At 50.8% G+C, this 19828-nt stretch carries 16 protein-coding genes and 1 pseudogene; 7 read left to right on the forward strand and 10 right to left on the reverse strand.

Going from position 1 to position 19828, the window contains the following annotated elements; genetic code table 11:
• Positions 1 to 135: 135 nt before the first annotated feature.
• Together mfd and BUB94_RS09090 are read right to left on the reverse strand one after the other, a co-directional pair.
• Positions 136 to 3483: a transcription-repair coupling factor gene (gene mfd, locus BUB94_RS09085; protein ID WP_083538202.1), complete on the reverse strand. Its 3348-nt coding sequence runs from the start codon at positions 3481 to 3483 to the stop codon at positions 136 to 138.
• 29 nt (positions 3484 to 3512) lie between these two features.
• Positions 3513 to 4847, reverse strand: coding sequence for an MATE family efflux transporter (locus BUB94_RS09090; RefSeq protein ID WP_073236196.1), 1335 nt, complete (start codon positions 4845 to 4847; stop codon positions 3513 to 3515).
• Positions 4848 to 5013: 166 nt separating this feature from the next.
• Here BUB94_RS09090 and lexA point away from each other — a divergent pair, with 166 nt between their 5' ends.
• Positions 5014 to 5688 carry a transcriptional repressor LexA gene (gene lexA, locus BUB94_RS09095; protein WP_199173986.1) on the forward strand — a complete coding sequence of 225 codons (675 nt, stop codon included), beginning with the start codon at positions 5014 to 5016 and terminating at the stop codon, positions 5686 to 5688.
• 126 nt (positions 5689 to 5814) lie between these two features.
• On the opposite strand, the gene BUB94_RS16780 is transcribed toward lexA, so the two are convergent.
• A complete protein-coding gene (locus BUB94_RS16780) occupies positions 5815 to 6831 on the reverse strand; it encodes a hypothetical protein (RefSeq protein ID WP_073236199.1) in 1017 nt (338 codons plus the stop codon).
• 3 nt (positions 6832 to 6834) lie between these two features.
• On the reverse strand, positions 6835 to 7323 hold the full coding sequence (locus BUB94_RS09105; RefSeq protein ID WP_263859330.1) for a peptidylprolyl isomerase: 489 nt from the start codon (positions 7321 to 7323) through the stop codon (positions 6835 to 6837).
• Positions 7324 to 7554: 231 nt separating this feature from the next.
• On the opposite strand from BUB94_RS09105, the gene lepA reads away from it, so the two are divergent.
• Together lepA and lepB are read left to right on the forward strand one after the other, a co-directional pair.
• The gene (gene lepA, locus BUB94_RS09110) at positions 7555 to 9378 is read left to right on the forward strand and encodes a translation elongation factor 4 (RefSeq protein WP_073161302.1); all 1824 of its coding nucleotides are present in this window, start codon (positions 7555 to 7557) and stop codon (positions 9376 to 9378) included.
• Positions 9379 to 9426: 48 nt separating this feature from the next.
• Entirely contained in the window at positions 9427 to 10650 is a 1224-nt protein-coding gene (gene lepB, locus BUB94_RS09115) for a signal peptidase I (RefSeq protein ID WP_175549704.1), read from the forward strand.
• A gap of 143 nt (positions 10651 to 10793) precedes the next feature.
• Here the strand turns inward: lepB and BUB94_RS09120 are convergent, their stop codons facing one another.
• On the reverse strand, positions 10794 to 12647 hold the full coding sequence (locus tag BUB94_RS09120) for a DUF1015 family protein (RefSeq protein WP_073236205.1): 1854 nt from the start codon (positions 12645 to 12647) through the stop codon (positions 10794 to 10796).
• Positions 12648 to 12686: 39 nt separating this feature from the next.
• Here BUB94_RS09120 and greA point away from each other — a divergent pair, with 39 nt between their 5' ends.
• Together greA and BUB94_RS09130 are read left to right on the forward strand one after the other, a co-directional pair.
• Positions 12687 to 13154 carry a transcription elongation factor GreA gene (greA, locus tag BUB94_RS09125; protein ID WP_073161331.1) on the forward strand — a complete coding sequence of 156 codons (468 nt, stop codon included), beginning with the start codon at positions 12687 to 12689 and terminating at the stop codon, positions 13152 to 13154.
• A 121-nt stretch (positions 13155 to 13275) separates the two neighbouring features.
• Positions 13276 to 14166: a TatD family hydrolase gene (locus BUB94_RS09130; RefSeq protein WP_073161299.1), complete on the forward strand. Its 891-nt coding sequence runs from the start codon at positions 13276 to 13278 to the stop codon at positions 14164 to 14166.
• A 9-nt stretch (positions 14167 to 14175) separates the two neighbouring features.
• On the opposite strand, the gene BUB94_RS09135 is transcribed toward BUB94_RS09130, so the two are convergent.
• Positions 14176 to 16143: a putative bifunctional diguanylate cyclase/phosphodiesterase gene (locus BUB94_RS09135; protein ID WP_073236208.1), complete on the reverse strand. Its 1968-nt coding sequence runs from the start codon at positions 16141 to 16143 to the stop codon at positions 14176 to 14178.
• 361 nt (positions 16144 to 16504) lie between these two features.
• Between BUB94_RS09135 and BUB94_RS17500 the strand changes: the two are divergent.
• Positions 16505 to 16735, forward strand: a pseudogene (locus BUB94_RS17500) (Arm DNA-binding domain-containing protein); the annotation flags it as partial.
• A 63-nt stretch (positions 16736 to 16798) separates the two neighbouring features.
• Positions 16799 to 17581: a tyrosine-type recombinase/integrase gene (locus tag BUB94_RS09140; RefSeq protein ID WP_254793714.1), complete on the forward strand. Its 783-nt coding sequence runs from the start codon at positions 16799 to 16801 to the stop codon at positions 17579 to 17581.
• 133 nt (positions 17582 to 17714) lie between these two features.
• Here BUB94_RS09140 and BUB94_RS09145 read toward each other — a convergent pair whose 3' ends face one another.
• From BUB94_RS09145 to BUB94_RS09160, 4 genes are all read right to left on the reverse strand, one after another.
• Positions 17715 to 18137 carry a D-Ala-D-Ala carboxypeptidase family metallohydrolase gene (locus BUB94_RS09145; protein WP_073236212.1) on the reverse strand — a complete coding sequence of 141 codons (423 nt, stop codon included), beginning with the start codon at positions 18135 to 18137 and terminating at the stop codon, positions 17715 to 17717.
• Positions 18134 to 18622, reverse strand: coding sequence for a hypothetical protein (locus tag BUB94_RS09150; protein WP_088658822.1), 489 nt, complete (start codon positions 18620 to 18622; stop codon positions 18134 to 18136). The genes BUB94_RS09145 and BUB94_RS09150 overlap by 4 nt, the downstream gene beginning before the upstream one ends.
• Positions 18623 to 18700: 78 nt before the next feature.
• The gene (locus BUB94_RS09155) at positions 18701 to 18985 is read right to left on the reverse strand and encodes a hypothetical protein (RefSeq protein WP_073236218.1); all 285 of its coding nucleotides are present in this window, start codon (positions 18983 to 18985) and stop codon (positions 18701 to 18703) included.
• Positions 18986 to 19017: 32 nt separating this feature from the next.
• Complete coding sequence (locus BUB94_RS09160) at positions 19018 to 19824, reverse strand: hypothetical protein (protein WP_073236221.1); 807 nt, start codon at positions 19822 to 19824, stop codon at positions 19018 to 19020.
• Positions 19825 to 19828: the final 4 nt, after the last annotated feature.

The raw sequence follows: 19828 nt of genomic DNA on the forward strand, positions 1-19828 counted from the left end.
AAATAGAGATTTAGTTAGTAAAATAAAACACAAATTATCCCGGAACGGATTTTTTTTATGAAAAACTACTAACCAATTACACCAAAAAACGGAGTTTGGTTAGTAAAAATCGCAATTTCGGGGGCTCTCACGCCGTTAAACCGAAATTTTATCAAAAGCCTTGAACTGCTTCAAGGCGTTTTCCGCCAGCTCCGACGCCTTGCCGCGGCCAAGTTCAATCACCACCTGCAAGGGTGAACCGCCCATAATGCGCATGGGGAACAACGCGTTGGCGTACATCTCGCTCAACACGCGGGGGCCAACCGGGGGCGATTCCACGAAGGTGGCCGCAAGCAGCCCCTTCTTCTGTTGCAAGCCCTGGATCTTCAGGCGGCCCGCATGCAGGCCAATTTCAGACACAAGCAAAAGCATCTTGGCCGCTTCGGGAACAGGGCCAAAACGGTCGTTCAGTTCCTGGCCAATGGCTTCCAGATCGCTGGGCTTTGCCGCACGGGAAATCCTCTGGTACAGCGAAATTCGGGTAAGGCCATCCTGAATGTAGTCTTCGGGCAGGTAGGCGTCCACACCCAATTCCACGCGAGTCTGGATGGGCTTTTCCAGCGGACCGCCGCGGAGCATTTCTACCGCTTCCTTCACCAGGCGCACATAAGTTTCAAAGCCAACTTCGGCAATAAAGCCGTGCTGTTCCTGGCCTAGCAAGTTGCCCGCACCGCGGATTTCAAGGTCGCGCATAGCCAGCTGGTAGCCGCTGCCCAAGTCCGTAAACTGTTCCAGAGCCTTCAGGCGGCGCATGGATTCCGGAGAAATTTCATGTTTGGCGGGAATCACCAGCAAGGCCTTTGCAAGAACGCTACTGCGGCCCACTCGCCCACGCATCTGGTACAGCTGACTGATGCCAAAATGATGGGCGTTCATAATGATAATCGTATTGGCGTTAGGAACGTCCAGGCCCGACTCGATAATGCTTGTGCTTACGAGAACGTCAAACTTTCGAGACAGGAACGCGTCCATGGAATTTTCCAGATCGCGATCGTCCATCTGACCGTGAGCCACACCGATTACCGCATTAGGAACCAGTTCCTGAATTTCGTCGGCCAAATCGTAAATGTTCTGCACGCGGTCATTCACGATAAACACCTGACCGCCACGGGCTAGTTCGTCTACAATGGCGTTCTTGATGACTTCATCGTCACGTTTCAGCAACTTGGTTTCAACAGGCAGGCGATTTACCGGCGGCGTATTGATCAAGGAAATATCGCGGACGCCGGTCATGCTCAAATGCAGGGAACGGGGAATGGGCGTGGCACTCATGCTCAAGGTGTCCACCGCCAGACGCATCTCGCGGAGTTTTTCCTTCTGCTTTACGCCAAACTTCTGTTCTTCGTCAATAATCAAAAGTCCCAAGTCGTGGAACTGATTCTTTTCAGAAAGCAAGGCGTGTGTTCCGATCAGAATATCCACCTTCCCTTCGGCCACCTGCTTGAAAATTTCCTTCTTTTCCTTGGTGGTCTTGTAGCGGTTCACCAAGGCGATGTTGGCGCCGAAACCCGCAAAACGATCCATGAAATTTTCATAATGCTGGGCCGCCAAAATGGTGGTGGGAACAAGAACGGCAACCTGCTTCTTGCTGGCGATACTCTTGCAGGCGGCGCGCATGGCCACCTCAGTTTTTCCAAAGCCAACGTCACCGCAAATCAGGCGGTCCATAGGCTTATGGCTTTCCATATCCCTCTTGATATCGGCGGTTGCCTTCACCTGGTCGGGTGTGGGATCGTATTCAAAGGCGTCTTCAAATTCACGCTGCAGACTATCATCAGGCGGGAACTCAAAACCATCGATCAGTTCGCGCTTGGCGTAAAGTTCCACCAGTTCGCGGGCAATCTGGATGACCTTCTGCTTGACACGCTTCTTGACATTTTCCCAGCTCTTGCCGCCCAGCTTATCTAGCTTCGGTTCGTTTTCGCCGTTATCGAGACGTTCAATTTTTTGAAGGTCCGCCACAGGGAATTTCAGCTTGTCGCCGCCGGCATATTCCAGCAAGGCGCAGTCCACCATGCCGCCGTTCACTTCTACACGGACAAGGCCCAAATAACGGCCAACCCCATGATCTTCGTGGGCTACGAAATCCCCGCGGTTCAGGGATTCCACCATTAACGCACCCGAAACAGAGCCAGCGATTTTCCTTTTGCGGACCTTATTGGAATGACGATTGAAAATTCGAGTTTCCGTCAAGAAGGCGACCTTGTCTTCTTCAAGCCAGAAACCTTCGGTCATATTGCCCAGGATATATTCTTCGATGGGGTAATTGCCAAAAACAAGACGCAAACGGTTTAGGCCCCCCTGGGTGGGGGCCACAACATAAACAGTGCCGCCCGCCGCAGTGAATTCCTCAATTTCACGTTCCACCTGTTCGGTTCCGTGAGATGAAAAATCCTGAGGCTTACAATGAAGATCGAACCAGTTGCCGTCATCCACCTTGACGCGGGTCATGTCCATGGAGGCGCGCCCCACAAAGCCGCGGGAAAGTTCGCCGATCTTGTAAATCAAATCGCTGGGAGCGCAGGCTTCTTCATCCACCAGACGCACTTCATGGTAGGCAGCCTCGTAAGCATAATAGGTCTTGGATGCCTGTTCCGAAAGCAGGGAAAGTTCCTCGAAAACCAGGGAGGCTCCCGGCAAGTAATCCAGCAGACTTCTTTCCAGACGTTCATAGCGACCGCGGTGCCACCAGAGCCCTTCCTGTTCGCCATTATAGCGAGACAGTTCCTTTTCGGGAATGGTAAATTCTCCCATGGGGTACAGCTGAACCTGCTTCATCTGCTCCACGGAACGCTGGCTGAAAATGTCGAAACTTCGTATGGATTCAATCTCGTCGCCAAAGAATTCAATTCGGATCGGGTGCGGGTAAAGCAGGCAGTTTACGTCAACGATACAACCGCGAACCGAGAACTCCCCAACCCCGCTAACCACAGGCTGTTCCACAAAACCGTGGTCCATGAACCAGGGGCGAAGCGTAGACGGTTCAAGAACGTCACCCACCTTCAAATTCAGGCAGTTCTTCATCACGGCACCCGGACTGGGCAGGCGCATGATAAAGGAATCCAGGGGGCAAACCGTAATAAAGGGCGCCTCCCCATGATTGGAATTGTACTTATCTACGTCTCGAAAAAACTTTAGACGTTCTTCTAGGACACCCTCAAAAGGAACCTTCTTTTCGTAAGGCTTCAGGCCCACCGAAGGGAAGAATCGCACGAACTGCTCCCCCACCAGGCTTTCCAGATTTTCAACCCATGCCTCGGCACTTCGGTAATCCCTAGCCACCACAATAATGGGCTCCGGATTCTTCAAGTAACGAGTCGCCACCATCATGGCCGCAAGTGGAATCGTCGCTCCGTTTACGTGGATGGCCTCTCCCTTGACCTTGTGAAAAACGTTAAGGGTTTGCGAGTGGGCGAAGGTTAAAAATTCTGATAAGGATTCCATAATTCGGTGTAAAGATAGCTTTTTTAGCTTTACACCACAGCCTTGGATTTCCAGCGGCCGCTGCGCCAACGCCAAATGTTTGCAATGGAACGGTAGAATTCATCGCAGGCAATGCCGAGCCATAAACCCACCAGCCCAAGGTCCAGAACAAAAGCCAGGAACAGTGCAGTCGGAGCCGCCAGGACCCACATCATGCCGCTTCCCACAATGGCCGGGAACTTGGAATCGCCCGAAGCCCGCAAGGACGTGGTCACAATAAAGTTCACCGCCTTGAAAGGCTGCACCGCCACATCGCACCAAAGGCAAAGGCATCCAAGCTTAATGACGTCGGGATTATCCGTAAAGAATCCGATGAGATGCTCCCCCATCAGGGCCATGCAAATGGACAGCACCAGACCGCTGACCACGCCAATGGCAAGAGTCTGATAGACCCTCTTGTTGGCCTTTTCAAAATCGTGGGCCCCCACCAGATGGGCTACGAGAATCTGGTTTCCATGACCAAGGCCAATTCCAAGAATCACAGAAAGTGCGGCAAAGTTACCTGCGAAAACGCGGGCGGTCATGGCCGTCGTTCCCACATACACAACCATGGCGGTAATAAAAACCTGGAACAGCTGAAAGCTGATGGGTTCCGCAGCGGCAGGCAATCCAATTCGGATCCAGTCCGGCAAAATGGCGCGGGAACGTTTCAGGTCGCGACGGTGAGTCTGATGTTCCACCTTATACCGCAAAACGCACCACAAGATTCCAGAAGAAATCAACCAGGAAAGCGCGGTGGCCAGGGCGACGCCATACACGCCCATCTTGGGCAAGCCAAAACAACCTTCCAGGAAAATGTAGTTCATGACCGCATTGGAAATAATGGTCACCAAATTGCCTAGCAAATTCCAAATTGTCAACCCGTGGGTAGCAATAAGGGCCGTCAACGTCGACTGCGCAGACCTGAAAGCAAAACCGGCAGCCACCACAGAAAGGAACTGCTTGGCAAACTGGGCGGGAGCCTCTTCCAACCCCATCCACTTGGGAATGTACCCCGAAATGGGCCAAATGATCAAGCTGAGGGCAAATCCAAGAATCAGACTGCCCACCAACACCATGGACTGCGTCGAACGGGCGTGACTTTTCTGATTGGCCCCGATAAACTGCGATGCGATACTGGCACCGGATTGGGCCAGGGCATTGAGGGCCGTAAAAAGGGCGGCAAGAACAGGCATCATGGCGCCGACCCCAGCCGCAGCCGTTTCCGACGTTCGGGAAAGGAACCAGCTATCCATCAGGGGCTGGAGCATCCCAATGGCAAAAGTCAAAATGAGAGGCCACGAGAGGCTAATTAAGGAACGATCCTTGACTTCAACCTTTTTCATGACGCGGATTTTAGAAATAAAGACGGCCAAAAACTAGATGGACCTCAAAATAAATTGGTTCTACCAGTATACAGGAAAAAAACTCACTTTTGTGCAGTGTTCATATTGACAATTATCCATTTGAACACTATATTTATAAATGTAAAGTTCAAAAGCGAGGTTTATAATGGAAATGAACGATTCTATGCAGGGTAACGAAAGTTCCCGCAAGGAACTGACTTCCCGTCAGGAAGAAATCCTGGAATACATCAAGAAGTACTCCAAGGAAAACAAGATGCCGCCCACCGTGCGCGAAATCGGCAACCATTTTGAGATTTCTTCTACCAATGGCGTGCGTTCCATTCTCGCAGCCCTCATCAAGAAGGGTTACATCAGCCGTTCTCCCCGCCTGAGCCGCGGTATCGAAATCATCGGTTCCAACGATGACGAAAATAAGGAACTGGCACCCAGCAACACCATCGAAATTCCTATCGTGGGTCGAGTTGCAGCAGGTACCCCCATTCTCGCAGTGCAGAACCTGGAAGGTACTGTTACCATCGACCGCGATTTTCTGGCTTGCCGTACCGACGTCTTTGCACTCCGCGTCAAGGGCGATTCCATGATCAACGCAGGAATCTTTGATGGCGATTTGATCTTTGCACGTCAGCAGAAAACCGCAGACCGCGGCGAAATCATCGTAGCCCAGGTCGATAACGAAGCTACCGTCAAATATTACCACCCCAACGCAGACCACGTCGAGCTGCGCCCTGCAAACCCCAGCTATCGTCCCATCATCGTAAAGAAAGACAAGGACTTTGCCATTGCAGGCCGCGTCATCGGCGTTATGCGCAAGATTAGCTAACCTGCGATTTTTCAAACTCGCTTGCATTTATACAAAAAAAGGCGGACAAAAGTCCGTCTTTTTTTATACCCACACTTTTATAGCCATAAAGAAAGAACCACCGACGAAAGCCGGTGGATTCATTCATTAATCATCAAGATCGGCGAGATCGTCTTCGGCAGCCTTCAGATCGTCTGCGTCCGGTCCCATGATATCTTCATCTTCTTCATCAAGGGAGTCGCCCATGCCGCCCAGCTGGTATTCCACCTTGCGGGCTTCCTTGGACTGACCAAGCTTGAGGATGAATGCACATTCTTCGCAGTAACCGAGATGCTTATCGACCCAGAATTCCGGAGACACCAGGTTGCGGTTGCAACGGGTACACATCTGGGATGCAGCTTCGCGTTCGAAAGCCAGGTTCTGTTCTTCCAGTTCCTTAAGGATACGTTCAGTCAGTTCTTCCTGAGTTTCTTCAGCAAGAGAAGCCTTGTGACGGATAGCTGCAGTGGGCTTCATTTCGAGACTCTTCATTTCAGAAGACATCTTCTTCTTGTTGGAACGGTCTTCCTGTTCATCAATTTCGACGAACATGACAGACTTAGACAACTTCTTGACGCCTTCCAGCAAAACTGCATAGTCGTACTTGGAGTCAACCTTGGATTCAGCCTTGGGCTCAACCTTCACTTCCACTTTTTCTTCCTTGACTTCAACCTTTGCAGTCTTTGCATGAGCCTTTTCTTCGGCCTTGGGAGCTTCCTTCACGGCGGCCTTTGCAGTCTTTGCAGGAGCCTTTTCAGCAACCTTTTCTTCGGCCTTCGGAGTTTCCTTCGCTGCAGCCTTAGAAGCCTTGGTTTCCTTGGCACTTGCCTTGGAAGCCTTTGCAGGAGCGGATTCAGCAGCCTTGGCTGCGGCCTTTGCCTTGGCGGGAGCAGCCTTTTCGACCTTTTCAACCTTTTCGGCAGCCTTGGCAGCCGGTTTGGCAGCAGACTTAGAAGCAGTCTTGGAGGCAGTTTCCTTGGCAGCAGACTTTGCGGCCTTGGTAACTTCCTTTTCTACAGGCTTAGTTGCCGGTTTCTTGGCTGCACTGGCAGTGGCAGTCTTTTTTGCAGCCGGTTTCTTTTCGGCGGCCTTGGTTTCCTTCGTTGCAACTTTCTTAGAACTCATAGATTACTTCTTTTCTTCGATTTTAATGTTTAAAATTGGGTCGTTCGGTTCAATGCGGCAAACAATATCTTGCCCCTGAAGAACGCGGCCAAACACAGTATGCTTGCCATCCAGGTGGTGCTGCGGTGTCTGAGTAATAAAGAACTGAGATCCGTTGGTGTTGGGGCCACGGTTCGCCATAGAAATCACACCGGCATCATGAACCAGGCTGCTGATTTCATCGTCAATGGTATATCCAGGACCGCCGGTGCCATTTCCCTTAGGATCGCCACCCTGAATCATAAAACCGTTAATCACACGATGGAACAGAAGTCCATTGTAAAAACCGCTATTGGAAAGTTCAACAAAGTTTGCCACCGTATTCGGAGCAGCCTTAAAATCCAGTTCCACGACAATAGGACCTTCATGAGTAGAAATGGTCGCTACAATGGACTTGATTCCAGTATAATCCTTATTGAAGACCTTCCCTTTTTCGCCATCAGCAAATGTCAAGGAAAAAAGCCCACACAGACCAACACAAAAAACACATGCAAGTGCTAATTTCTTGAACAGTTTCATAGATTCCATCATGTAATCGTATACGAACGAGTTTTTGTCAATAAAAACTAATTGCCTGTAGAATATAGAATATATCGGTTCGGGGGAGGCTGAGCATTTTCTATATTTGGGCGAAATTAAGACGCTTTTAACGAAGTTCTCAACAACTGGAACCAATAGCTCACTATGGCTCATAACGACAATATCAGAAACTTCAGTATTATCGCCCACATCGACCACGGTAAATCCACCCTGGCCGACCGAATGATCGAACTGACCAAGACCGTTTCCAAGAACGAAATGATGAACCAGCTCCTGGACGACATGGACCTGGAACGCGAACGCGGTATCACCATCAAGGCCCACGCCATCCGCATGGTCTACGAACGTGACGGCAAGGAATACATTCTGAACATGATCGACACCCCGGGTCACGTGGACTTCACCTATGAAGTGAGCCGTTCCCTAGCCGCTTGCGAAGGAGCCATCCTGGTGGTGGACGCAAGCCAGGGCATCGAAGCCCAGACCCTCTCCAACCTGTACCTGGCCATCGAGAACAACCTGGAAGTGATTCCCGTCTTGAACAAGGTTGACTTGCCGGGTGCCCAGCCCGACCACTTCGCCCAGATGATCGGCGACCTGCTTGGCTACGATCCGGATAAGATTCCCCGCATTTCTGCAAAGACCGGCCTGAACGTAGAACAGGTCCTGGACAAGATCGTCGATGAAATTCCCGCCCCCACTGGCGAAAGCGATAAGCCCCTGAAGGCATTGATCTTTGACTCCGTGTACGATTCCTACCGCGGCGTCATCAACTACATCCGTATTGTAGAAGGCACCCTGAAGCCCGGCATGAAGATCCGCATGATGAAGACCGGCGGCGAATACATGGTGACCGAAGTAGGTACCTTCAGCATGCGTCGCGACCCCAAGCCGGAACTGACTGCAGGCATGGTAGGCTATGTGCTTGCCAACGTGAAGACCATTAGCGACGTGAAGATCGGCGACACCTTGACCGACGCAGCAAATCCTGCAACGGAGCCCCTGCCCGGCTACAAGGATATCCTCCCCATGATCTACTCCGGTATCTACCCCATCAATCCGGAAGATTACAAGGACCTGCGCGAAGCTCTTGAAAAGTTGCGCTTGAACGACTCCGCCCTCACCTGGGAACCGGAAACTTCCGAAGCCTTGGGCTTTGGTTTCCGCACTGGCTTCCTGGGACTCTTGCACATGGAAATCGTGCAGGAACGCTTGGACCGCGAATTCAACGTGGACATCATCACCACCGTCCCCAACGTGGAGTACCACGTTTACATGAGCGATGGCGAAATGATCAAGATCGAAAGCCCCAGCAAGCTCCCCGATGCCAGCCGTTATGACCACATCGAAGAACCTTACGTAAAGGCCCAGATCTTTACCCCCAAGGAATTCGTGGGCGCCCTCATGACCCTCTGCGACGAAAAGCGCGGCGAGTTCGAGACCATGGAATACCTGGACGAAACCAAGTGTATCTTGAAGTACAACCTGCCCCTGGCAGAAATCATGTTCGACTTCTATGACCGTCTGAAGTCCGTGAGCCGCGGTTACGCCGGCCTGGATTACGCCCCCATGGGTTACCGCCAGAACAACCTGGTGAAGCTGGACATCCTCCTGAACGGTGATCCGGTGGACGCCTTCTCCGTGATTATCCATCGCGACAAGGCCCACACTTACGCCAACGCAATCTGCGTCAAGCTGAAGGACCTTATTCCCCGTCAGCAGTTCGACGTGGCTATCCAGGGTGCCATCGGCGGAAAGATCATCAGCCGCAGCACCGTGAAGGCAGTACGTAAGGACGTGCTTGCCAAGTGCTATGGCGGTGACATCACCCGTAAGCGTAAGCTCCTTGAAAAGCAGAAGGAAGGTAAGAAGCGCATGAAGAGCATCGGCTCTGTGGAAGTGCCTCAGAAGGCATTCCTCGCAGTTCTTTCCCTCTCCGACAATTCCTCCGGCGGCAGCGAAGACTAATCGAGGCGGGGTTAAGAGTTGTCTAGACTAGACCGAAAAGTTAGGCGTTTGCAGAGGCGTAACAGCCAAAGCCACGCCTTCTTTTTGTTTTTCGTCCTGATAGCCATATTCGCGGCATCCATTTTTGCCCGATACTATGTAATCGATCCGGTGCAGATTCCCGACTCTTCCATGTTCCCTAAGTTCAAGGAACGCTCGATTGTCTGGGTATGCAAGCTCCCCCAATGCGCATCATCTGCCAAGGAGCAGGATTACGTCCTGGCAAAGTTCTATAGCAACGAGTATATGATCCGCAGGATTATCGCCATGCCGGGCGATACAATCAGCATCTCGGACAAGGGTAAAGTCATTACGCCCCACCGCCACTTCAAATGGAAAGGCGAAGACGCATTCATCCAGACCCAATCCATCTACATTCCCAAAATCGGCGACACCCTCAGATTCGAACAACTGAGCGAAGTCGAACAGGATTACCTGATTTCATACCTCCATAGCCTAGGCGAAAAAGTATTCGTCAAGACCACCTTGTGGCAAGGCGAAAGAGAAATCAATATTGACCGTGTCGGTGCAACCAAGATCGCAAACAGACAGGTCAGCCTAAAGGAAATTGACTTTCTGCCCTGGCAAGACCGTTACCTGATTGAACTCCAGATTAGACGGAGTGAACCCGGTAATTCACCAATCAAGTTAAAACGCAAACTATATAGAATAAGGCAAAAGGAACTGCCTCCTACAAATATCGCGGAACAAGACTCCCTGCAAGACTCTGTAGACATCTCCTTGACCCCACCAGGCGAAGTTGCAGTCCCAGAAATTGCCAAGGTCGATACGGCAAGCGACGAACCGCAGCCACCTCCCCCACCCGAAGAGACTGCGGAACCACTAGACGAAGTAATCATTACAAAGGACTGTTACTTCCTAGCCTGCGAAAAAGGATCCAACTGCCCCGACTCCCGTGAACTAGGTTACTTCTCTGCCGACCACATTGTGGGGCTCCACCTAAAGACCCCCGACAAGATAAAGGCGAAGTTCGTAGACCCGGCCCTCACCTACGTCAAAGCAGCAGAAGTCGTAGCCAGGGACATCTGGAGGATCGTAAAGGACTCCGCAGAAAAAGCCTACAACTTCGTGGTTGAGATCTTCAAGAGCGACGAGGCTGACGAAAGCGAAAAGGATGATGAAAGCGAGGACGCTCCCAGCAAGAAGGTCAAGAAACCTCAGCCGACTAAGCCCCGAAAGTCAGCCATCAGACGCGAAGACATGGAGCCCTAACACGAAATCCTAATCGTAGGTTCCAATCGCAAAACCAAACGCTAAATTTCAAACACTAAATTTCAAACGGAATCATTCCGATAAAAAAGAAAGGCGGCCGGTAAAACCAGCCGTCTTTCTTTATAGTCCATTCGCTTTCGGAATTAGTCCAGAGTGTGAACCAGCAGACCGTCGCGGAGCTTAGGTTCGAACCAGGTGCTCTTGGGCGGCATGATTTCGCCAGCGTCGGCGATGTTCATGAGCTGATCCAGAGTGGTCGGATACATGGCAAATGCGCAAGCGCATTCACCGCTATCGACACGCTTCACCAGTTCGCCGAGACCACGGATACCACCGACGAAGTCGATGTTCTTGGAGGTACGAGGATCATCAACGTCGAAGAGGGGCTTCAGGATGAGCTTCTGGAGGAGAGCCACGTCAAGGCTATCTACGGGGCCAAGGTTCTGGAGGTATTCAGCCTTGAAGGTGCAAGCATACCACTTGCCGCCCATGTAGAAGTTGACCTGGTTCTGCTTTGCGGGGCTCTGCATTTCAGCCAGCGGAGCAATGTCAAAGACCTTTTCCATTTCAGCCATGAGCTGTTCCGGAGTACGGCCGTTCAGAGACTTGAGAACGCGGTTGTAGTCCAAAATCTTCAGCTGGGTGCTGGGGAACAGGATAGCGAGATAACGGTTGAATTCTTCTTCACCAGTGTAGGTGCCGGCCTTCTTGGCTTCTTCGGCACGGTAGCTAGCGGCACGAGCGCCTGCAGCACTACGATGGTGACCGTCGGCGATGTAGCTCACGGGAACGGCTTCGAAAGCCTTGCGGATAGCGGCGATCTTGGCGTCGTCTTCGATAACCCACACAGTGTGGCCAAAGCCATCAGCTTCGGTAACGAAGTCATAGGTGGGAGCAGTCTTGATAACGTCTGCCAGCAGTTCAAACTGACCTTCGTCACGGTAGGTCAGGAACACCGGACCAGTGTTGGCGTTGGTGCCGAGAACGTGGCGGAGACGGTCTTCTTCCTTGTCTGCGCGGGTCAGTTCGTGCTTCTTGATGGTACCATTGAAATAGTCTTCTGCAGGAACGCAGCAAACCAGACCGTACTGTTCGCGGCCGTTCATGGTCTGGCGATAAATGTAAAGGCAGTCCTTCTTGTCGTGAGCGATAACGCCATCGGCAATCATCTTGTCCAGGTTTTCGCGAGCGTGGGCATAGACCTTAGGATCGTATGCATCCAGGCTGTCGTCCAGTTCCAGTTCGGAACGGGTAACGCGGAGGTAGGAGTGAGGAAGGCCCTGAGCCATTTCCTTGGCTTCAGCGCGGTTCATCACGTCGTACGGGAGAGCGGAGATGTTCTTGGCTTCGGCCGGATCAACGGGGCGCAGAGCCTTGAACGGGTAGATGTGCATCATAGGTTTCTTTCCTTTGTTGCGTGTTTCTTTGATTAAAACTTCATCTTCGGCAATCAGATTGTGAATATAGCCCGTCTTGGCGGCAAGCCACTTCTTTTTGCGGTAGCCCACCACGAAGTAGGCGATAAAGAAGAAAATAAAGCCAGTAATGGTGGCAATAATTTCGATACCCACCAGGAAGGCGAAAAGGTGACCGGAAGCGTTGTGCCACAGGTTACCCATGATCGTACCGAAATTGCTCCAGGAGACCTGTTCGAATTCCTTGAGGAAGTCAAAACTGATGGCTTCGGGCTGCACAATGGCACAGCCAAGAGCATAACCTGCCGGATAGAAAAAGCCGAACTGAGTGACCGGGTTAGCCACAAAATCTGCGATGACACCGGGAACCTTGGGCAACTTGAACAAGGCGCAAGTAGCCACAGTCATAATGATGGCAACGCCAAAGGTGGGACTCACACCAATAAACACACCCACAAATACAGACCAGGCCACTTCCAGAGCATCGTGACGCCTCGGGAACATTCTATTGTAATAAATGCGGCTAAGGCGCTTATACTTGGATTCCTGACGTCTTTTGGGGATTCTATCTAAAACACTCATATGGTTTGCAAAGATAGCAATTTTTCTACATTTTTAATCATGAAACATCTGATATCGCAAGAAGGTTTTGACAAGTTCAAGGCGGAATGGGAACATTTGAAGTTCGTGGAACGCCCCGCCATGATCAACCAGGTCCAGGCAGCCGCTGCCGAAGGTGACCGTAGCGAAAATGCAGCCTACACTTATGGCCGTATGCGAGTCCGCGAAATCGACCGCCGCCTCCGCGAACTGGATCGAATCCTGGACGGTGCCCAGGTGGTTGCCGCCCCCGCCTCTGACGACGGCTCCATCAGATTCGGCGCTACCGTCAAGATGAAAGATATCAAGACCAAGCGCGAACGCATCTACAGCATCGTAGGCGAAAAGGAAATCAACCCGCTGGAAGGCAAGATCAGTATGAAGTCTCCCGTCGGCGAAGCCCTCATGGGAAAGAAGCAAGGCGAACAAGTGCAAGTACAGGCCCCCAAAGGCCTAATCACCTACGAAATCGTGGAAGTAAGTTATTAAGTATTGAGGCCGGTCGCTTCGCGCCCTCTGAGGCTCGATGCGGAAACCCCTCAAACCTCAAAGCATCCGAAGGATGCGCCCTCTCACCTCAAAGCGGCAACGCCGCGACCTCGTACCTGTTATGTTTATCGATTCTCATTGTCATTTGGATGCTTACGAGGAATATTCTGGCGAAACGCTGGATGCACTTTTTGCCCGCCTGCAGGCCGCAACGGATGCCGCACGCTTAAATTCAACCAGCACAGCCGCCTTCCCCATTCCCGACCTCAGTAGCCAAAAAAGCTGGAGCAGCTCCAAGTCCAACACGCCCGACCCTAACATACGCATGCCCGAAGCATTCATCCACGTGGCCTGCGACCCCAAGGATCTAGACAAAGGCGTCGAGCTTATCGAAAAATACAGTTTCGTATACGGCGCATTCGGAATCCACCCGGAATACGTCAGCGTCACCACTCCCGACGACGAAGCCCGCATTGCAGGCCTCCTGAAGCACCCCAAGTGCGTCGCCTGTGGCGAAATCGGCCTCGACTACCATTACGGCGCCGACAAAAAAATCGACCAGTGCAAACTCTTTGAACGTCAGCTGTCTATCGGCATAGACTCCGGCAAGCCCCTGGTATTCCACCTCCGCGAAGCCGACGAAGACGCCCTGGCCATTCTCCGTAACGCAAACCTGCACGACCGCAACATCCACGTACATTGCTTTACGGGTTCTCCCGAATTCGTCGAAGAACTTCTGTCCCTAGACGCAAACGTGTTCATCGGATTTACCGGGATCGTCACCTTCAAGAGTGCACAGAACGTCCGTGACGCCGCCATGCTGGTCCCCTACAACCAGATCCTGCTAGAAACAGATTCCCCCTACATGGCCCCCGTGCCCCACCGCGGAAAAACCTGCCATTCCGGATTCATTCCCTACACCGCCCAGATGCTTTCGGACATCAAAAAAATACCTGTAGACGAACTCTACAGGCAATGTCGCGAAAATACTCGCCAGTGTTACGGAATCTAGGCTGAAAGTCTACGGCTTGTAGTGCTGTTCCAGATAAGCCAGGGCCTCACCCGTAGTCAAAGGTTTGCTGAAATAGAAACCCTGAATCAGGCGGCATCCCTCTTCCTTCAAGAAGTTCAGCTGTTCTTCGGTTTCGACACCTTCGGCCACCAGGTCCAAACCCAGCGACTTAGAAATACCGATTACCATTCGGGCGAACGTGGCGTCTTCCTCGTTTTCGGTCATATGATCGATAAAGGACTTATCCATCTTCAGCGTATGAATCGGATAGCGCTTTAAGTAAGAGAGGGAGCTGTAACCCGTACCAAAATCGTCAATGGAAATCTGCAACCCCATATTCGACAGGGCGCGCATGATCTCGATGGTCTTTTCGGCCTCGCACATGGCGGTATATTCGGTAATTTCCAGCTTCAGGTTACGGGGATGGAGCTGAGTCTCGATAAGCACTCGCTTGATGTCATCCACCATGTTATCAAGGGCAAACTGTTTAGCCGAGAAGTTAACAGCAACCTGAATGTCCTTGTAGCCCATGTCCACCCACTGCTTAGCCTGCTTGCAGGCCATGCGCAAAATCTGGGCGCCCATAGGAATAATCAAGCCCGTTTCTTCGGCAATGGGAATAAACTCGGCCGGCGAGACAATCCCCTTTTCTTCTTGCTGCCAGCGAACCAGAGCTTCAAAGGCCACCACCTTGTCCTTCGCACCGGTATCTACAATGGGCTGGTACATCAAGATAAATTCGCTATCCTGAATGGCACGGCGGATTTCAAATTCCAGCTTATAGAGCCTCATGGCCTTTTCGCGGATGCGGCCACTAAAGAACTGGATATCGCCGTGGTTAACGCCCTTCTTCATTTCGCGGAGGCTGGCCGTCGCATTGGCAAGAATATCTTCGACGCAATCCACGTCGCGGTTCAGGGCTACCGCCATAGACACGCTGATATAAAGTTCGCGGCCATCGATCTGAATAGGCATCTTTACCGCATTATGAATGCGGCGTACAATTGGCAGAACATCATCATCGCTATCGGTACTGCGGATGCCGTGCAAAATAATTGCAAACACGTCGGGGCCAATGCGGGCGATGGAATCGTTGCTGCGGCACTGGGCCTTAAGACGTTCCGACATGACACGCAAGACGTTGTCGCCTACGTTAATAGAGAACGACGTATTGATCGCACCAAAACTATCGATATCCAGGAGGGCCACCGCAAAAATATAATTGGGATTCTGGTGGGCCATGTCCACGTCTACCTTGAGCTTTTCCAAGAAGAACTTGCGGTTGTAGACACCCGTCAGAGCGTCCTGGTAGACATAATAATAGTTCTGCTTTTCTGCGGCAAAACGATCCAGTTCCTCGGTCAGGGAACCGATCACACGAATGGGCCTCCCCTCTTCGTTCTTCTGCACATGTCCAGAAATCTGCAGACGGTGCCCCTTGGAAACCGCATTCTGGAGTGAAATCTTGATATTGAAGTTTTCGCAGCGTTCCAGGGCGCCATTCAAGGCTTCGCGGAAATTTTCCCAGTCGATTTCGACAATACGGGTTCGCATCACGTCGAAGGTATCGTCCACATTGACCATTTCGGCCATGAGCAGCTTAAGAGCCTTCTGGGACCAGTAAACCTTTCCGCTAACCACGTCGAACGTCCAAAAACCGTTGGCAGAAACGTCTACCATCATCTGGAACAGTTCGTCGCGTTCCAGCAAATCTCGCTGAAGATCTCGGGTCGGGTAAGAAGTTATGGTTGGCGGCGGCACGATATTCACATCGTTGCGCATCTTCTTGCGGTTACCCACAATGGGGAACTTATAAGTGAATGCCACCAGGAACAGGAAAAAGACCGACAGCACGTAAGGTACCACCATAAACACGTTATGGATACTGCGTACCAGCTCCGGTATAAACACAGCAAAGAAAATTCCTGCAAAAATCAGCAGGAAACGAACGATCTTCTTTTCATCGAAAAGCCGCATTTAAACCAAATCCCGTTTATCCAAATTCCAAAACCATATAACTGAACAAAAAATATAACTTTTCTTTTACAAAAATACATCTGACTTACAAAAAACATTCAACAAAGCCAGAATAAGGCCTCAAACAGGCCCATTATACGCAAAAAATCCGTAGCATTCCCGCTACGGATCTTTTTTTATAGTGCCAGAGGGACTCTTTCCGCTACATTATCACAAAAAATTTACTAACTGAATCAAACCTAGTATTTAACAGCATTTACAAAACTTTTTTAAATTCAGTTAAACGCAGTTAATAACGTCTATCTATCTTTTCGGTCACGATTTCGTCACGATTACTTTTAGGTCACGGAGATAGTGCAATATGTCAAGGTCACGTTCAACAAGTTCAAGGGTCACCGTTTTCCAGAAACCGGACGCAAAGTCCGAGCGCATCCCGCTTTGGATTAATTACACGGTCGACGGCAAACGGCATCGCGAAAGCCTAAACCTGTTCCTGGTCAAGAACCCTAAAACCAGCGCCCAAAAGATAGCAAACCAGAACACCCTAAAGCTCGCCGAAGCAGTCGCCCGGAAGAAATCCGAGGAACTGGACATGGCGGACAAGGGTATACAAATCAGGACCGAGAACGAGCACATCTCTCTGATAGACTACACCATGGGGACAACACAACATTCCACCAACCAGGAATGGGTTCAAAGTCGAAAGAATTTCTGTGCCATGGTCCGTGAATTCCGTCCAGATACCCGCGTCGTCGACGTCAATAGATCATGGTTTGCCGGATTCGTCAAGTTTCTATTCGGCAAGGGTCACAAAACGAACACCGTCTGTGGACGAGTCAACATTCTTAAGGCTGTATTGCATCGAGCCGAACTGGACAACATCATTAGTCACCGACCGGACTTTTCCGGACTGACTCCAAAGCCGGAACCTGGCCACAGACGTTTTCTCACTATCGAAGAACTGAGGGCTATGGCGGCAGTAGAATTTCCGGACAGGCTTAAGAACCCATTCATGTTCGCGTGCTTTACTGGATTGAGGCTTAATGACGTACGGACACTCAAATGGTCCGACATAGACAACGGATGGATAGTCCTCCGTCAGCACAAGACAAGCGAGTTCGTCAGGATTCCCATCAGTCCAAATGCGGCACGATTTATGCCCGAAAAGACCGGTGATAGAGTATTTATAGACTTCCCCACTTGTGAGACATGGTACGGCAAGAAGATAAAGCAATGGGCTAAACTTGCCGGCATCGAGAAGAACGTGTCATTTCACGTCAGTAGACATACTTTTGCGACAATCAGCCTGGATAACGGAGCGGACTTGTTCACCATCAGCAAGCTGCTGGGACATACCAAGATCACGACAACGCAGATTTACACCAAGGCCCTCGACAAAGGACGTCAAAGGGCTGTAAACGCGATCCCGAAACTCTAGCGTTTATTCCACGGAGTAGGTCCTTGATATCGAGAACCAAAGACGCAGCTTATGCATATCCGGCAATAAGAATGGATACAACGATGGCAAAGTTTATCTGCTGCATCATGTTTCGCCGAGATTTCTTCACGAGTCATTTGATTAGCACCTGGTTCCTCGGTTTTGACGAAAGGCCAACGTGGATAAAACGTATCGGAGAATTAAAGTCTCCAGCGGTCTTGTGATAGCTTATAAGTTGATCAATAACTCCAATTTTTTTGACAAGCACGGAATAAAGCGCCCTGTTGGTCAATTCCTTCCCATTCCAGGCGCATATATCAGCTGCAAGGCCACGAAGGTGAGCCGAAGTAGCTACACCGCCTACAGCCTTGTTTACGGACTCTGAACGAAATGCGCAATTCACCCTAATGGCGACTCCGCCAAGTGCAGAACGAACCTTCTCAAGGAACAAACCCAGGTCACGGAGATTTTCAACAGCGTCCCAATCCGGGACATTAGCCAAGCCAGTAGACGTAGCGGTCAACTCTTTGAAAGAAAAATGTTCAGGGAAATTCATTTTTCGCCTCCAGGAATCCACACTATTTTGCTGAACAGGTGCATCTGATCATTGTCGTTTCTCTTGCCCCAATGCAGAAGGTACACAAGAGGTATGCGAACCGCGCGGTCAACAATCCCGGCCTCATAACGTTTGAATCCAGCCTCCCTCATTGCACCGCGGATATAGTCATTGGCCTCGCTGAAGGTAATCTTGCGCTTCAGCCCTTCAACATAGCCACCGTGTGCAAAAAAAAGGTCGTGCCCAAGGCCACAACAGTCCTTCTTGTCGTTGCCGTAAAATCTCTTAATCGGCCAGCCAAGCTTGTTTGACGCTCCGTTGTAACGGCATCCGGAATACACAAAGAACCATAAACATCCATCTTCGCCGTCAATGGCACACCGAGCACAGAAAGAAAAATTATCGAAGGCAGTTCTTACTTCTTTCTTGTCTGGATCCGAAAATCGGAACTTTTCGATAATCTCAGTTGATTTAACCTTCATCATCTTCGTCATCTCCTTTTAGTGCTGTCGCCACGATTGCCACGGCACCGGCTATCGCTAGCATTATGATGTAGTCTCCATTCATTTCGTCACCACCAGCTTACCGTCAATCAGCAGTTTGATTTGAGTTGTTTGTTCAATCAATGCTTTTTCAATCCGATCCAGCCTATCGCTAAGTTTTTCGGTATTGGCATCAAGCCGAGCTTCCAGCCTTGCAATGTCGACAGCCTGCGACTGGATAGCCTTAGCGTTTATCTGGGCGGTATAAAAGCCGTATCCACCGAGCAGAAGAGCTACGATGGACACGGCAGGGAAGAGGCCGTATTTGGATGCTGCTGTTCCTATTAATTCAAGTAGCTTTGTCATAAGTCACCATTGCAGTAATATTTGTTTACAAGCTATGTACCCTTGGCGGACATATATACGGCCATTATCTCAATCGCAAGCGAGGAGTTTGTCTTAGTATAACTCACGGCAAAACCGTTGCCCACGGGCGTGTTGTAACCGCTGCTCACGTAGTTATGCCCGCCCTTGATTAAATAGTAGACGTGTGACGTGTCCCCCTCAACAGTGAAGCTGTTCAAATTCGTACCCGTACCCTGCGTCTGACCATAGGTCATAATCTCCATCCCGTCAGTGCCCTCGTAATACTCCGAGTAGTATCTGAACGAATAGCTCGAGGCAGCACTGGATACCCGCACCAGCATCGCATTGCTATAGGCGACACCGTTCGGGAATGCCGTGTTGCTGCTGGATATGTTGCTTATGTGTGCCGTATTGCCGGATGCGAGTCTGCCTCCCATCGTGTTATCGGAGTATGTGCTTGAGGGATACGTCATGCCTATGAATACGAGCGGGCTACCTTGTATACCAGTCATTGAATATGGCATCGTCCAACTCTGCTTCGTCCCGCCCTTGTACACGGTTGCGGTGGTGTCCTTTGCTGAGGAGGACTTTGACACGGCAAAAATGTTGTCCATCTCACTCCCCGATACAGACACACCCATGCGACCTGCGGAATCTGCATTTCGTGTGGATATGGTGACTGTCGGTGGCGTGGGGTCACTTGTCTCCCAGGCGAACATGTTCCTTCCGACCAACGGGTAGAAATAGTAATGGTCCTTGTCGGCTACCTTATAGCACCTAGGGTAACCCAGGCTCGTAAGGTACATGAATGCACCATTGGTGAATACGTTGTTAGCCATCAAT

The organism is Fibrobacter sp. UWH9, from assembly GCF_900129715.1.
GTDB lineage: Bacteria > Fibrobacterota > Fibrobacteria > Fibrobacterales > Fibrobacteraceae > Fibrobacter.

Excerpts from the sequence above, each read along its gene's own strand:
- mfd (WP_083538202.1), bottom strand. The coding sequence starts at position 3,483 with ATGGAATCCTTATCAGAATTTTTAACCTTCGCCCACTCGCAAACCCTT.
- BUB94_RS09090 (WP_073236196.1), bottom strand. The coding sequence starts at position 4,847 with ATGAAAAAGGTTGAAGTCAAGGATCGTTCCTTAATTAGCCTCTCGTGG.
- lexA (WP_199173986.1), top strand. The coding sequence starts at position 5,014 with ATGGAAATGAACGATTCTATGCAGGGTAACGAAAGTTCCCGCAAGGAA.
- BUB94_RS16780 (WP_073236199.1), bottom strand. The coding sequence starts at position 6,831 with ATGAGTTCTAAGAAAGTTGCAACGAAGGAAACCAAGGCCGCCGAAAAG.
- lepA (WP_073161302.1), top strand. The coding sequence starts at position 7,555 with ATGGCTCATAACGACAATATCAGAAACTTCAGTATTATCGCCCACATC.
- BUB94_RS09120 (WP_073236205.1), bottom strand. The coding sequence starts at position 12,647 with ATGAGTGTTTTAGATAGAATCCCCAAAAGACGTCAGGAATCCAAGTAT.
- greA (WP_073161331.1), top strand. The coding sequence starts at position 12,687 with ATGAAACATCTGATATCGCAAGAAGGTTTTGACAAGTTCAAGGCGGAA.
- BUB94_RS09130 (WP_073161299.1), top strand. The coding sequence starts at position 13,276 with ATGTTTATCGATTCTCATTGTCATTTGGATGCTTACGAGGAATATTCT.
- BUB94_RS09135 (WP_073236208.1), bottom strand. The coding sequence starts at position 16,143 with ATGCGGCTTTTCGATGAAAAGAAGATCGTTCGTTTCCTGCTGATTTTT.
- BUB94_RS09140 (WP_254793714.1), top strand. The coding sequence starts at position 16,799 with ATGGGGACAACACAACATTCCACCAACCAGGAATGGGTTCAAAGTCGA.
- BUB94_RS09145 (WP_073236212.1), bottom strand. The coding sequence starts at position 18,137 with ATGAATTTCCCTGAACATTTTTCTTTCAAAGAGTTGACCGCTACGTCT.
- BUB94_RS09150 (WP_088658822.1), bottom strand. The coding sequence starts at position 18,622 with ATGATGAAGGTTAAATCAACTGAGATTATCGAAAAGTTCCGATTTTCG.
- BUB94_RS09155 (WP_073236218.1), bottom strand. The coding sequence starts at position 18,985 with ATGACAAAGCTACTTGAATTAATAGGAACAGCAGCATCCAAATACGGC.
- BUB94_RS09160 (WP_073236221.1), bottom strand. The coding sequence starts at position 19,824 with ATGGCTAACAACGTATTCACCAATGGTGCATTCATGTACCTTACGAGC.